Below are 13,105 nucleotides of genomic sequence, written 5' to 3' on the forward strand. Positions count from 1 at the left end.
GAACAGGACAATGGCCTGATGCCCGTCGTCGAAGCGGTGATCACCGTGCCGGTCCCACCCGAACTGGCCTTCGCGGTCTCCCAGACCACGGCGCCCGTGCGCTACCGGTGGGACCCGTTCGTGCGGGAGCAGCACTTCACCGACGGGGCGACCCGGCCCGGCAAGGGCGTGCGGACCTTCACCCGGTCCCGGCACGGCCTGGCGATGGTCAGCGAGTACGTCTCCTGGGCCCCACCGAGCCACGTCGGGATGAAGATGGTGCGCGGGCCGTGGTTCTTCGAGATGTTCGCCGGCGGCTGGCGGTTCGCGCCGGCCCCGGAGCCCGGCCACGCCATCGCCACCTGGCGGTACAGCTTCCGCTGCCGGCCCGCGTTCCTCCGCCCGGTCGCGGACCGGATCGGCTCCTGGCTGCTCGGCCGCGACATCCGCCGCCGGATCGCCGGGTACGCCGCCGGCTGCACCGACCCGGAGGTGCTGGCCGCCGCCCGCCGGTCACTGACCGCCGACGACTGACCCCCAGCGGTACGCGCACCCTGCCGAGATCTTGGCAGGGAACGGCCCCTGGAGGGGCGCAGAACGTCCAAGATCTCGACGGCTGCACCGAGGGTCGGTGCCGGTAGGGTCAGCGGGTGAGCCGCGCGAACTTCCGCACCCTGTACCACGGGCAGGCATCCGGTGCCGGCTCGAGTTACGGCCTGTTTCTGATCCGCCGATCAGGGTCGTGGGCGCAGCACCGGGCATCGGTCAATCGGGGAGTGCAGCCTGTCCCGCCACCGCCGCTGGTGGACCTCGCACGTGAGACGGTCATCATGCTCTCGGTGGGGACCCGCCCCGTGCTGGGCTACGACGTCACGATCGAGGACGTCACCGTACGGGGGACGACCCTGGTGGTGACCGGCGTCGAGAGGCGCCCCGTGGGCGTCGCGACACTGGACATGATCTGCTCACCGGTGCACATGGTGGCGGCGCGATTCGGCCCCGAGGCCTTCGAGGACATGCTGCTGAACCTGCACATCAAGCCCGCTGAGATCATGTGATCTGATGACGTGGGCCGCGAGGGCGGGCACTCACCGCACCGCATCACCGACGCGCCGGCAACAGCGGCGGCGCGCCGTCTGACGACGCCAGGGGCCACATCCGGGCCCGTCGGGGCGGGGCAGGCCGCACAATGTTTCACGTGAATCATGAGCCGGGCGCCGAGATCCACCACATCGACCCGTTCGCCGTGCCCGCCGACCAACGCTCGCCCGTACGCCGGCTGCGGGGTCGGCTGGCGTCGCCGGTGACGCTCTGGACGGCGCCGGAGCCGGCGGGCCTGACGGTCTCCTCGACGCTGGTCGCGGAGGGCGAGCCGGACCGGCTGCTCGGCCTGGTCGACCCGGAGTCCGACCTGTGGGCGGCGGTCGAGTCCGCCGGCCGCTTCGCGGTGGCGCCGCTGGGCCCGGCGCACCGGCAGCTCGCCGACCGGTTCGCGGGCCTCTTCCCGTCCCCCGGCGGCCTGTTCGCCACCGGCGTGTGGACCGACACCCCCTACGGCCCGGTGCCGGCCGACGCGGGCGGCTGGGCGGGGTGCCGGCTCGACTCCGCCCGCGAGTACGGCTGGGGCCTGCTGGTGGAGGCCACCATCGAGGCCGTCGAGCTGACCGGGGAGACGGATCCGCTGCTGCACTACCGGGGCCGCTACCGCGAGCTGACCTGACGACCGTCACCGGCGGCGTCGACGGCGACCGTCCGGCCCACCCGGGGCCACATCGACGACCGGTGAACGGAGTGAGCTGCGTCACTCGGCGCAGCCACCGTGCCGTTCGGCGCAGCCGCCGACCGGCGTCGATCTCGCCCTTCCCCGGCGGGGAGCGCGCTTTCTACCGTGCGCGAAACTCCCCACGCCTGTGAAGGTGGTGATCCACGAATGTCCACGGACACACCCGCGTCCACGCCGTCGACCTCGGCGGCGGACCGGTACCTGACCGTGCAGCGGTCGGACGAGTTCGCCGGGTTGCGGCGCACGCTGCGCGGCTTCATCTTCCCGATGACCGTCGCGTTCTTCCTGTGGTACGCGCTCTACGTCATCCTGTCCGCGTACGCGCGGGACTTCATGGGCACGAAGCTCTTCGGCAGCAACATCAACATCGCCCTCGTCTTCGGCCTGCTCCAGTTCGTCTCGACCTTCCTCATCGCCTGGCTCTACTCGCGGTTCGCCGACCGGAAGATCGACCCGGTCGCCGACCGGATCCGCGCCGAGATCGGGGAGGTGGGCAATGAACACGGTCCTCGCGGCTGAGGCGGGCAGCACCACCGCCCGCAACCTCACCATCACGCTCTTCCTGGTCTTCGTTGCGGTGACCCTGGCCATCACCATCTGGGCCAGCCGGCAGACCAAGACCGCCACCGACTTCTACGCCGGTGGCCGGTCCTTCTCCGGTTTCCAGAACGGCATGGCCATCGGCGGCGACTACATGTCGGCCGCCTCGTTCCTCGGCATCGCCGGCATGATCGCCCTCTACGGCTACGACGGCTTCCTCTACTCCATCGGCTTCCTGGTCGCCTGGCTGGTGGCGCTGCTGCTGGTCGCGGAGCTGCTGCGCAACTCCGGCCGGTACACGATGGCCGACGTGCTGGCCTTCCGGATGCGCCAGCGCCCGGTGCGGACCGCCGCGGCCGTCTCCACCATCACGGTGTCGATCTTCTACCTGCTGGCGCAGATGGTCGGCGCGGGCGCGCTGGTCGCCCTGCTGCTCGGCATCAAGCCGGGTACGACGTTCCTCGGCATGGACGCCGACACCGCCAAGGTCGCCACCATCATCATGGTCGGCGCGCTCATGATCGTCTACGTCACGGTGGGCGGCATGAAGGGCACCACCTACGTGCAGATCGTCAAGGCGTTCCTGCTGATGGGCGGCGCGACAATCATGACGGTGCTGGTGCTGGCGAAGTACAACTTCAACCTGTCGGAGCTGCTCGGCGCCGCCGCGGCCTCCTCCGGCAAGGGCGACGCGCTCCTCGGACCGGGGTTGCGCTACGGGGTCGAGGTGGCCGGCGACGCGACGCAGACCTTCTACAACAAGATGGACCTGCTGTCGCTCGGCATCGCGCTGGTGCTCGGCACCGCCGGCCTGCCGCACATCCTGATCCGCTTCTACACCGTGCCGACGGCGAAGACGGCCCGCAAGAGCGTGCTCTGGGCGATCGGCATCATCGGCACCTTCTACCTGCTCACCCTGGCCCTCGGCTTCGGCGCGGCGGCGCTGGTCGGCAGCGAGGCGATCACCGCGCAGGACAAGGCCGGCAACACGGCCGCGCCGCAGCTCGCCGAGGCGCTCGGCATCGAATTCCTCGGCGGCGATCTCGGCGGGGCGACCCTGCTCGCGGTCATCGCGGCGGTCGCCTTCGCCACGATCCTGGCCGTGGTGGCCGGCCTGACGCTGGCCTCCTCGTCCAGCCTGGCGCACGACTTCTACGCCAACGTGATCAAGGACGGTAAGGCGTCCGAGCGGCAGGAGGTCAGGGTCGCCCGGGTCTCCGCCCTGGTGATCGGCGCGATCTCGATCGTGCTGTCGATCTACGCACAGAACCTGAACGTGGCCTTCCTGGTGGCGTTGGCGTTCGCGGTGGCCGCCTCCGGCAACCTGCCGGCGATCCTCTACAGCCTGTTCTGGCGGCGGTTCAACACCTCGGGCGCGGTGTGGGCCATCTACGGCGGCCTCCTCTCCGCCGTACTGCTGGTGTTCTTCTCGCCGGTGGTCTCCGGAGCGGCCACCTCGATGTTCCCCGAGCACGACTGGCAGTGGTTCCCGCTGTCCAACCCGGGCATCCTGTCCATCCCGTTCGGTTTCCTGTGCGGGTGGATCGGCACCGTGATCTCCAAGGAGCACGACGAGGCGAAGTACGCGGAGCTGGAGGTGCGTTCCGTCACCGGCGCCGGCGCCCACTGACGGGCCTCCCACAGATGCGGGGCAGGGTCCCTCGTCGTCGCCGGGCGACGAGGGACCCTTCCTTGCGTCAGGGCGACTCGGGACAGTGGGTAGGCTGACCGGCATGAACGCTGTTGCCCGCTTCGGACCCGGTCACCGCATCCTCGTCACGGGCGGCGCCGGCTTCGTACCGTCGCACCTGGTGGACTCCCTGATCGCTCGCGGCTGCACCGTGGTCGCGCTCGACAACTTCATCACCGGGTCGAAGGAGAACGTCGCCCACCTGCTGGACGAGCCGAACTTCACCCTGGTCGAGGCCGACATCTCCGACGGCCTGCCGACCCACCACCCGGCGATGGCCGAGCGGTTCGACGCCATCCTGCACATGGCCTCGCCGGCGAGCCCGACCGACTTCGAGAAGCTGCCGGTGGAGATCCTCCGCGTCGGCTCGGTGGCCACCCTGCACCTGCTGGAGCGCGCGGTCGCCGACGGCGCCCGCTTCCTGATGGCCTCCACCTCCGAGGCGTACGGGGACCCGAAGGAGCACCCGCAGCCCGAGTCGTACTGGGGCAACGTCAACCCGATCGGCATCCGCGCCGTCTACGACGAGGCGAAGCGCTTCTCCGAGGCGGCCACCATGGCCTACCACCGGAGCCGGGGGCTCGACACGGCCATCGTCCGGATCTTCAACACGTACGGCCCGCGGATGCGCCCGGACGACGGCCGGGCCATCCCGACCTTCATCTCGCAGGCGCTGCGCGGCGAGCCGATCACCGTGCACGGCACCGGCAACCAGACCCGTTCGATCTGCTACGTGTCCGACCTGGTGCACGGCATCCTGCTGCTCCTCGACTCCCGCGAGACGGGGCCGATCAACTGCGGCACCGAGCACGAGATGAGCATGCGGCAGCTGGCTGAGACGATCGTGGCGCTCACCGGGAGCAGCTCCGAGGTGACCTACATCACCCGCAGCGCCGACGACCCGGAGATGCGCCGCCCGGACCTGACCCTCGCCCGGGAGCTGCTCGGATACGAGCCGACCGTGGCGCCCGAGGACGGCCTCCGCCGCACGATCGAGTACTTCCGCGAGCGGATGGTCTAGCGAACGCCCGCCGCCGGCGCACACGTCGGCGGCGCCACAGGGCGACAGTGGCTACGCGTACGTACCCTGAGTTACATGTCAGCGACCATGCCCGCCGGAGTTCCACTCCCGCACCTGCACCGCAGCGCCGGGCGCGCCTCGGTGCCCGGCCCCGGCCGGGACGCCGGACGCGCCCGGCCGGCCGAGGCCCACTGGTCCCCGGCAGCGGACGAGCCACGGGCCGGCGGCCCGGGCGGTCCCGCGGGTCCGGGCGGACCGGCCGGGCCAGGCGGACCGACCGGACCGGACCGGCCGGGCCGGGGCGGCGTCCGCCCTCGCTGGGGCCGGATCGCCCTGGTGGCCGGCGTGGCCGTGCTGGTGCTCGCGCTGCTCGGCGGGGTGGGCGCCTGGTTCTACGCCCGCGGCCTCGACGACGACCTGGCCCGCACCGACCCGTTCTCGGAGATCACGGGGGGCCGCCCGGCCAAGGCGGTGGACGGCGCCCTGAACATCCTGCTGGTGGGCAGCGACTCCCGGGACCCGGACGCCCCGGTGGACAAGTCCAGCAAGTGGCGGGCCGACACGATCATCGTGATGCACATCCCGTCGGACCACCAGAAGGCCTATCTGGTCTCCATCCCCCGTGACCTCTACGTGCCGATCCCGGAGGGCGCCAACGCCGACTGCGGCAGCGGGCAGCGGGGGAAGATCAACGCCGCCTTCGCCTTCGGCGGGCTGCCGCTGGCCGTCCGGACGGTGGAGTGCTTCACCGACGTGCGGCTCGACCACGTGATGGCGATCGACTTCGCCGGCTTCAAGCAGGTCACCGACGCCCTCGGCGGCGTCGACCTGAAGGTCGAGCGGACCGTCACCTCGATCCACAAGCCGTACCGGACGTTCACGAAGGGCACCAACCACATGGACGGCGCCGAGGCGCTGGACTGGATCCGGCAGCGCAAGCAGTTCCCGGACGGCGACTTCGCCCGGATGCGGCACCAGCAGGACTTCCTCCGCGCCCTGATGGACAAGGCGGCGAGCACGGGCACGCTGACCAATCCGAAGAAGCTGAACGACTTCCTCAAGTCGGTCACCGCCGCGGTCACCGTCGACCAGAGCTTCTCGCTTGTCGACATGGGGGTCCAGTTCCGCAACCTGCGCGGCGAGAACCTCACCTTCGTGACCAGCCCGCACGTCGGCAGCCAGACCATCGACGGTGAGTCGGTGGTGGTGTCGGACAAGGAGAAGGCGCTGGCCATGTACAAGGCGATGTCGGCCGACACCATGACGGCATGGGTCGAGGCCAACCAGAAGAAGAAGGACGGCACCGGAAACTGACCAGCTCCGCCGGCCGGCCCTCCCGTGATCGACGAACGTCATCACGATTCGGAGGGCCGGCCGACCGCTTCCTGTGAGCCAACCGCCGACCAGCCGTATCGATCTGTCCGTTCGGTCAGTTTTCCTGCATGACGGCCGTACGAACGGCATTTGACGGTCGGACGACCTCGCCAGGACGGGAAAGCGTCCGTAAAGTGATCCCGCCCCCCTGACAAACGCGAGCTGGAGCACGCATGCCGGTTCAGACCAGCCGTCGCCCTCCGGCGCTGGAGTCCCCCCGTGGCCCGGTCCGGGCCTCCACGAGCATCCCGAAGCAGCCCGTCAAGGGCGGCAAGCCCGGTGGCGGGTCCGCGAAGAAGCGGTCGCGCCGCAAGGACCCGCTCTGGGCCCGACTCACCCTGATCTTCGGCGCCGTGCTGATGGTGGCCAGCGGTGCGGCCATCGTCGGCAGCAAGGCGCTGATCAGCAGCGCCACCGGCAACATCGCCCAACGCAACCTCCTCGGCGACGCGGGCAAGACCGACGCCGAGGGTGGCGCCAGCCTGGACGGCCCGATCGACATGCTGCTGCTCGGCGTGGACGCCCGGGAGCGGTGGGCCGCCGACAACGTGCGGGCCGACAGCATCATCGTGCTGCACATCCCGGCGACGCACGACCAGGCGTACCTGATCTCGATCCCGCGGGACACCGAGGCCCAGATCCCGGCCTTCAAGCCGAGCGGCTACAAGGGCGGCGTCGACAAGATCAACGCGGCGTTCCAGGCGGGCGCCGGCAACGGCGGCGGCTGGGAGGGCGGCGCCCAGCTGATGGCGCAGACGATCAAGAAGATGACCGGGATCAGCTTCGACGGCGCGGCCATCATCAACTTCGGCGGATTCAAGAACGTCATCGAAGCCCTCGGCACGGTGCGCATCTGCGTCAAGCAGGAGGTCGAGTCGATCCACATGTCGTACGTGGACGGCAAGCCGATGTGGAACGCGGACGCGAAGAAGACCGGCAAGCAGCGGACGCCCGTGGTGCACAAGAAGGGCTGCCGCGAGATGGAGGGCTGGGCGGCGCTGGACTACTCCCGGCAGCGCAAGAGCCTCAAGAACGGCGACTACGACCGGCAGCAGAACCAGCAGCAGCTGATCAAGGCGATGGCGAAGAAGGCCACCCAGGACGGGACGCTGACCAACCCGATCAAGCTGAACAAGCTGATCGACGCGGCCGGCAAGGCATTCATTCTCGACACCGCCGGCGTGCCGGTCCCCGACTTCGTCTTCACCATGCGCGGGGTGACCGGCAACGACCTCGTGATGCTGAAGACGAACGGCGGCACCTTCCACAGCGACGGCAGCCGCGAGACGCTCAGCGCCCAGACGATTGACATGTTCCGCGCGGTGAAACAGGACAAGCTGGCCGAATTCGTCTTCGCCAACCCCGAGGTGGTCTCCAGCCGCGAGTAGCGCCGGCCGGGGCGGCCCGCCGGGCGATGTCGGCGAAGCGGCCCGGACCGCCGTGGTCGACTCGTAACCTGACGTGAGAGGGATTCACGTACGGGTCGCGGGGAGGCGTCACGTCCAGATCGACGGGCGACGGTCGGGGCCGGGCCGGGACCGACACCCGGCCCGCCCGGCCGCCCCGCGTCCGCTGGCCCCGGCTGCTGCTCGGCCTGGGCCTGGCCCTGGTGCTGCTGGCCGGGCTCGCCGTGGCGGGCCTGGAGGTGCTGAGCGACCGGTACGAGGGCAGCGTCGTCCGGGAGCAACTGCTCGACCCCACCGCCCGCCAGAAGCGCACCGACCCCGACGGGCCGCTGAACTACCTGCTGGTGGGAACCGACCGCTGGCAGAGCGGCAGCGCCGCGGACCGACGCTCGGACACCATCCTCATCGTGCACGTCCCCGCCGGCGGGCGCGAGGCGTACCTGGTCTCCGTCCCCCGGGACCTGCTCGTGGCCATCCCCGCCGGCAACGGCTACGGCGGCGGCCAGGACAAGATCAATGCGGCGTACGAGCACGGCGGCGGCGGCCAGCCGGGCACCCGCCTGCTCTCGGCCACCCTGTCCCGGTTGACCGGCATCCGCTTCGACGGCGCGGCCCTGATCGACTTCTCCGGCTTCCGCAAGGTCATCGACCTGCTCGGCGGCGTACGCATGTGCGTGGACACCGAGGTCCGCTCGATCCACACCGACCGCGTCTTCGCGCCCGGCTGCCAGCAGATGGACGGCGGCCAGGCGCTGGACTACGTCCGCCAGCGCTACGACCTGCCGGGCGGCGACTACGACCGGCAGACCCACCAGCAGCAACTGCTCCGGGCGGTGCTGGAGCGCACGAGCGAGACGTCGCTGCGGACCAACCCGGTCAAGCTGGACCAGGTGATCCGCGCAGTGGGCGGCTCGTTGACCGTGGACACCAACGGCGTACGGCTGGAGGACCTGGTCCTCGCGCTGCGCGACCTGCCGGCGGACGCGCTGCGCGGCGTGCAGGTCCCCTCCCACCCCCAGACCATCGACCAGGTGTCGTACGTGGTGCTCGACAACGGCGGGAACGGCCTCTTCGAGGCGGTACGCGGCACCCGCGTGCCGGACTGGGCGCGCGCCAACCCGCGGTGGGTCACCCGGCTGTGACGCCCGGGGGCGGCCCGCCGCCGGCCGCCCGGGCGAGGATCTAGGCTTGGCCCGTGTTCGGATCCCAGGTTCCCACCGTGACCGTGACCGAGATCGCCGACGACGCGTACCTGCTCGACGTCCGGGAGGACGACGAGTGGAACGCCGGCCACGCTCCCGGCGCGCACCACCTGCCGATGATGGAGCTGCCGGCCCGGATCGCCGAGGTGCCGACCGACCGCGACGTCGCCGTCATCTGCCGCTCCGGCGGGCGCTCCGCGCAGGTCGTCGCCTACCTGATGCGCAACGGCTGGGACCAGGTGCGCAACGTCGAGGGCGGGATGGGCGAGTGGGCCGCCGCCGGGCGAGGAGTGGTCCGCGAGGACGGGCAGCCGGGCCGGGTCCTCTAGGACGATCGGGATGGACGCCCCTCTCGTCTTCGCGCACCGCGGTTCCTCCCACGACCTGCCCGAGCACACCCTCGCGGCCTACCTGCGGGCCCTCGACGAGGGCGCGGACGGGCTGGAGTGCGACGTCCGGCTGACCCGGGACGGCCACCTGGTCTGCGTGCACGACCGCCGGCTCGACCGCACCAGCAACGGCCAGGGACTGGTCAGCGCCCGTACCCTCGCGGAGCTGGAGGCGCTGGACTTCGGCTCCTGGCACCCCGGCTGCGCGCCCGCCGACGGCGACGAGGTGCTGGACGAGTCGCACACGCGGCTGCTGACCCTGGAGCGGCTGCTGGACGCGGTGCTGGCCGCGGGCAGGCCGGTGCGGCTACTGGTGGAGACCAAGCACCCCTCCCGCCACGGCGGGAACGTCGAGCGCCGGCTCGTCGCGATGCTGCGGAGGTACGGCCTGACCGAGCCGAAACCGGACGATCCGGTACGGGTCACCGTCATGTCGTTCTCGCCGCTGGCCGTACGCCGGGTCCGGGGGTTGGCCCCCGCGCTGCCCACGGTGCTGCTGCTGGATGTGCTGCCGCGCTGGGTGCGGCTGGGGCGGCTGCCGTTCGGCATCCGGATCGCCGGCCCCGGCGTCGCCCTGGTGCGTGCCCGCCCGCAGTTGGTGCCCGCCCTGCGGGCGGCGGGCAACCAGGTCTTCGTGTGGACCGTGAACGAGCCGGCGGACCTGGACCTCGTCCTGGCCGCCGGGGTGGACGGCATCATCACCGACCGGCCGGCGCACACGCTGGCCAGCCTGGGCCGCTGACCGGGGTGGCAGCGCGCGGAGGCCCGGTCGGGCAGGGGTGTCCCCGGACTGGCCGGCGGGGCACACTCGGAGGATGCCGGAGCGCACCGACCTCTCCGCTCTCATCGCCGGCCACACCACGGTGATCGAAATGATCAACTCGGGCGGCACCGGCCTTCCGGTGCTCACCCACCTGCTCCGCGTGGCCCGGTCGGCGCTCGGCGCGGCGGGCACGGCGTTCGTCGAGTTCGCGCCGACCGGCGGCCGGGTGATCGCCGCGACCGGCGCCGCCGAGTGGGCCGTCGGCCACCCCGTGCCGGCCGACGACCCCGCCACCGTCTGCCTGCTCTCCGGCGCGCGGGTGCGCCAGGTCCGCACGGACGAGCTGACCGGCAGGCTCTGCGCCGAACTCGCCGAACGGGGCCTGCTCCGGATGGTGGTCTCCCGCGCGGAGATCGGCGGGCTGACGGTCGGCAGCCTGCACGTGCTCTACCCCGACGGCGACGACCCGCCCGACGCCGAGCAGCACGCCGTCGCGGGCTACCTGGCCTCCTGCATCGCCCACATGTACGGCGACCAGACCGGGCTGCCCGTGCACGGCGACGGGCCGGTGGTGGCGGCGCTGGCGGACGGCCTGGCCGTGGTCGACCGGGACAACCACGTCCGGCTCTGGAATCCGGCCGCCGCCCGGGTCACCGGCCGTTCCGTGGCCCAGGCGCTCAACCAGCCGTTGCCCTTCCCGCTGCCCCCGTCCGGGCAGGTGCGTGACCACCGGATGCCGGACGGCCGCTGGCTCACGATCACCTCCGGGGAGCTGCCCGGCCCCGGCACCCTGCGGGTGGTCACCTTCCGGGACATCACCGACCAGCAGCGCCGCGACCACGACCGTGATCTCTTCGTGGCGGTGACCAGCCACGAGCTGCGTACGCCGGTGACCGTGATCAAGGGCTATGCGGACACGCTCACCGACCACTGGGAGTCGCTGACCGAGACCGACCGGCGGCAGGCCGCCCGCGTGATCGGGCAACGCGCCAACGAGCTGGCCCGGCTGGTGGACCGGCTGCTCTCCTCCGCCGCCGAGGCGGGGCCGGGCGACCAGCCTCCCGCCCCGTACGACCTCGGTGACGCGCTGCGCGCGGCGGCGGTCGACCTCCCGGCGGAGCTGCGGCAGCGGCTCGTCCTCCGCCTCCCCGCGGACCTGCCCAAGGCGCTCGGCCACCGGCTGAGCCTCGCCACCGTGCTCACGGAGCTGTGCACGAACGCCGGCAAGTACTCCCCGCCCGGTTCGCTGATCGAGATCACCGCCGACGCGGACGGGTCGACGGTCTCCTTCCAGGTACGCGACCAGGGCATCGGCATCCGGCCGGAGCACGTGGAGCGGGCCTTCGACCGGTTCTGGCAGGGCGAGTCGGGCGACCGCCGCCGCTACGCCGGGGCCGGACTCGGCCTCTATCTCGTCCGTCGGATCGTTGAACAGCAGAATGGATGGGTATCCCTACGGCCGAGGGCCGGTGGCGGTACGGTCGCAGAGGTGCGGCTGCCCCGCGGGTGACCGGCGACGGGCAACGGGGGCGTGAAAGGGACGAAGGTGTCGACGGGAGCTGCCGATCGGGCATGGTGCGTGGTGGTCCCCCACCACGCCGCTGGGGCGCGGGTGGCGCGGCGACGCCTCGCCGAGGAGCTGGCCGACGTCGTACCCCCGCCGCTCCTGGCCGACCTCGTCGCGGTCCTCGCCGAACTGGTCGGCAACGCGGTCCGGCACGCCGACCCGCTGCCCGGCGGAGTGGTCCGGGTGGCCTGGCGGCTGCGCGACTCGTCCGGCGGCCAGCAGGTGCAGCTCCGGGTGACCGACGGCGGCGCCGCCGCGGGCCCCACGATGCGGATCACCGACACCGACGCCGTCGACGGCCGGGGGCTGCACATCATCTCGGGGCTGGCCGACCGCTGGGGCGTCGAGCGGGACGGCCTGGGCCAGAGCGTGTGGGCCGAGTTCGACCCTGCCGACGTCACCCGGTCGGACCTTGCCGTGGCCGGCTGACCGACCGCGAGGGCGGGTCCCGCCCCGCCGGGCCGCCGGGGCCTCTAGGCTGTCTCGCCGTGAGCAAGCGTCGAAAGAGCCAGCGGGCCGCCGAAGCCACCCCCAAGCGGGAGAAGGTACGGGACATCTTCGTGCCCCGACCGTTCGAGGGGCTGACCGACGAGCCGGAGTGGATCGCCCTGCGGGAACTGGTGCCGGCCGCCTCCGCGCCGCTGCGGCTGGCCCCCGCCCTGGTCGAGGAGTTCGGCGACCGGGAGGTCACCCTGGCCACCGTGCTGCCGATGGCCACCCCGGCCATGACCAAGCCGGACGGGCGGGTCCTCATCGGGCTCCAGCGTCACCTCCAGTCGGGCGACGTCTCCCGGGACCTGGCCGAGGCGCTGCTCTGCGCGCTGCGGGCCGAGCCGGGCCGCCCGGTGCCCGTGCCGCCGCTGCCCGGCCCCGGCCCCCGGTTGCAGAACGTCCTCGCCGACGGCCCGCTGGAGGTCGGCATGCACGACGGGTTCGAGTTCTGGCTCGACCCGGGGGCCGGCGACGACCCGAACGTGCAGGCGTCCCTGGAGCGGGCGAACGCCGCGATCTACCCCACCGTACGGCTCGCCGCCGCCCGGGCCGCGTACTGGTGCCAGGTGCCGGAGAAGGCCCACGTGCGCTGGGTGCTGCCCGACGACGAGGACGCCGCGCTGGACGCGCTGTCCCGGCTGAGCGTCGCCGGCACGCTGGTGCTCGGCGAGAACACCCGCTTCGCGGGCATGTTCCGGGCCCACGGCCGGCTGGTGCCCGTCTGGGACCTGCCGGAGGACGTCCCGGCCGCCGACTGGGAGCAGCCGGTCGCCGACTTCGCCAAGCGCTACGCGGAGGCGCTCGCCGAGCCCACCCCCCTGGACGCCGCCGGCCGGCGGGCCCGCCACGGCCTGCTCGGCCGCCAACTCACCCTGCGCTGAGCCGGACGCCCCGCTCAC

The 13,105-nt window shown here is 72.1% G+C and carries 13 protein-coding genes and 1 pseudogene; all 14 read left to right on the forward strand.

Features of this window, described 5'->3' with window-relative positions:
• The first annotated feature begins 18 nt into the window (after positions 1–18).
• The 14 genes and pseudogenes from ABZ573_RS15740 to ABZ573_RS15805 all read left to right on the forward strand — a co-directional run bounded on the left by ABZ573_RS15740 (position 19) and on the right by ABZ573_RS15805 (position 13,087).
• Positions 19–513, forward strand: a complete 495-nt coding sequence (locus tag ABZ573_RS15740) for an SRPBCC family protein (protein ID WP_327029983.1) — start codon at positions 19–21, stop codon at positions 511–513.
• A 116-nt stretch (positions 514–629) separates the two neighbouring features.
• Positions 630–1,037: a hypothetical protein gene (locus ABZ573_RS15745; RefSeq protein ID WP_358118700.1), complete on the forward strand. Its 408-nt coding sequence runs from the start codon at positions 630–632 to the stop codon at positions 1,035–1,037.
• Positions 1,038–1,159: 122 nt separating this feature from the next.
• Positions 1,160–1,699 (forward strand): annotated as a pseudogene (locus tag ABZ573_RS15750) (flavin reductase family protein); the annotation flags it as partial.
• Between the two features lie 210 nt (positions 1,700–1,909).
• On the forward strand, positions 1,910–2,281 hold the full coding sequence (locus tag ABZ573_RS15755) for a DUF485 domain-containing protein (protein WP_358118702.1): 372 nt from the start codon (positions 1,910–1,912) through the stop codon (positions 2,279–2,281).
• Positions 2,259–3,932 (forward strand): cation acetate symporter, encoded by a 1,674-nt coding sequence (locus tag ABZ573_RS15760; protein ID WP_327029985.1) that lies wholly within the window; start codon positions 2,259–2,261, stop codon positions 3,930–3,932. The genes ABZ573_RS15755 and ABZ573_RS15760 overlap by 23 nt, the downstream gene beginning before the upstream one ends.
• Positions 3,933–4,035: 103 nt before the next feature.
• Positions 4,036–5,013, forward strand: a complete 978-nt coding sequence (locus tag ABZ573_RS15765) for a UDP-glucuronic acid decarboxylase family protein (RefSeq protein ID WP_327029986.1) — start codon at positions 4,036–4,038, stop codon at positions 5,011–5,013.
• Positions 5,014–5,088: 75 nt separating this feature from the next.
• Positions 5,089–6,327 carry an LCP family protein gene (locus tag ABZ573_RS15770; protein ID WP_358118704.1) on the forward strand — a complete coding sequence of 413 codons (1,239 nt, stop codon included), beginning with the start codon at positions 5,089–5,091 and terminating at the stop codon, positions 6,325–6,327.
• A 233-nt stretch (positions 6,328–6,560) separates the two neighbouring features.
• Positions 6,561–7,775: an LCP family protein gene (locus ABZ573_RS15775; protein WP_358118706.1), complete on the forward strand. Its 1,215-nt coding sequence runs from the start codon at positions 6,561–6,563 to the stop codon at positions 7,773–7,775.
• A gap of 221 nt (positions 7,776–7,996) precedes the next feature.
• Positions 7,997–8,935, forward strand: coding sequence for an LCP family protein (locus ABZ573_RS15780; protein ID WP_358118708.1), 939 nt, complete (start codon positions 7,997–7,999; stop codon positions 8,933–8,935).
• A 53-nt stretch (positions 8,936–8,988) separates the two neighbouring features.
• Positions 8,989–9,324: a rhodanese-like domain-containing protein gene (locus ABZ573_RS15785; protein ID WP_132240515.1), complete on the forward strand. Its 336-nt coding sequence runs from the start codon at positions 8,989–8,991 to the stop codon at positions 9,322–9,324.
• A gap of 10 nt (positions 9,325–9,334) precedes the next feature.
• Complete coding sequence (locus ABZ573_RS15790; protein WP_358118710.1) at positions 9,335–10,126, forward strand: glycerophosphodiester phosphodiesterase family protein; 792 nt, start codon at positions 9,335–9,337, stop codon at positions 10,124–10,126.
• 73 nt (positions 10,127–10,199) lie between these two features.
• On the forward strand, positions 10,200–11,657 hold the full coding sequence (locus ABZ573_RS15795) for an ATP-binding protein (protein WP_151455387.1): 1,458 nt from the start codon (positions 10,200–10,202) through the stop codon (positions 11,655–11,657).
• Positions 11,658–11,693: 36 nt separating this feature from the next.
• Positions 11,694–12,143: an ATP-binding protein gene (locus ABZ573_RS15800; RefSeq protein WP_358118713.1), complete on the forward strand. Its 450-nt coding sequence runs from the start codon at positions 11,694–11,696 to the stop codon at positions 12,141–12,143.
• A gap of 59 nt (positions 12,144–12,202) precedes the next feature.
• Positions 12,203–13,087: a DUF5926 family protein gene (locus ABZ573_RS15805; RefSeq protein ID WP_358118715.1), complete on the forward strand. Its 885-nt coding sequence runs from the start codon at positions 12,203–12,205 to the stop codon at positions 13,085–13,087.
• Positions 13,088–13,105 lie beyond the last annotated feature (18 nt).

It is taken from the genome of Micromonospora sp. NPDC007220, assembly GCF_040634035.1.
Lineage (GTDB): Bacteria > Actinomycetota > Actinomycetes > Mycobacteriales > Micromonosporaceae > Micromonospora > Micromonospora reichwaldensis.

Coding starts and splice junctions, on each gene's coding strand:
- ABZ573_RS15755 (WP_358118702.1), top strand. CDS start 1,910: ATGTCCACGGACACACCCGCGTCCACGCCGTCGACCTCGGCGGCGGAC.
- ABZ573_RS15740 (WP_327029983.1), top strand. CDS start 19: ATGCCCGTCGTCGAAGCGGTGATCACCGTGCCGGTCCCACCCGAACTG.
- ABZ573_RS15770 (WP_358118704.1), top strand. CDS start 5,089: ATGTCAGCGACCATGCCCGCCGGAGTTCCACTCCCGCACCTGCACCGC.
- ABZ573_RS15775 (WP_358118706.1), top strand. CDS start 6,561: ATGCCGGTTCAGACCAGCCGTCGCCCTCCGGCGCTGGAGTCCCCCCGT.
- ABZ573_RS15760 (WP_327029985.1), top strand. CDS start 2,259: ATGAACACGGTCCTCGCGGCTGAGGCGGGCAGCACCACCGCCCGCAAC.
- ABZ573_RS15765 (WP_327029986.1), top strand. CDS start 4,036: ATGAACGCTGTTGCCCGCTTCGGACCCGGTCACCGCATCCTCGTCACG.
- ABZ573_RS15795 (WP_151455387.1), top strand. CDS start 10,200: ATGCCGGAGCGCACCGACCTCTCCGCTCTCATCGCCGGCCACACCACG.
- ABZ573_RS15790 (WP_358118710.1), top strand. CDS start 9,335: ATGGACGCCCCTCTCGTCTTCGCGCACCGCGGTTCCTCCCACGACCTG.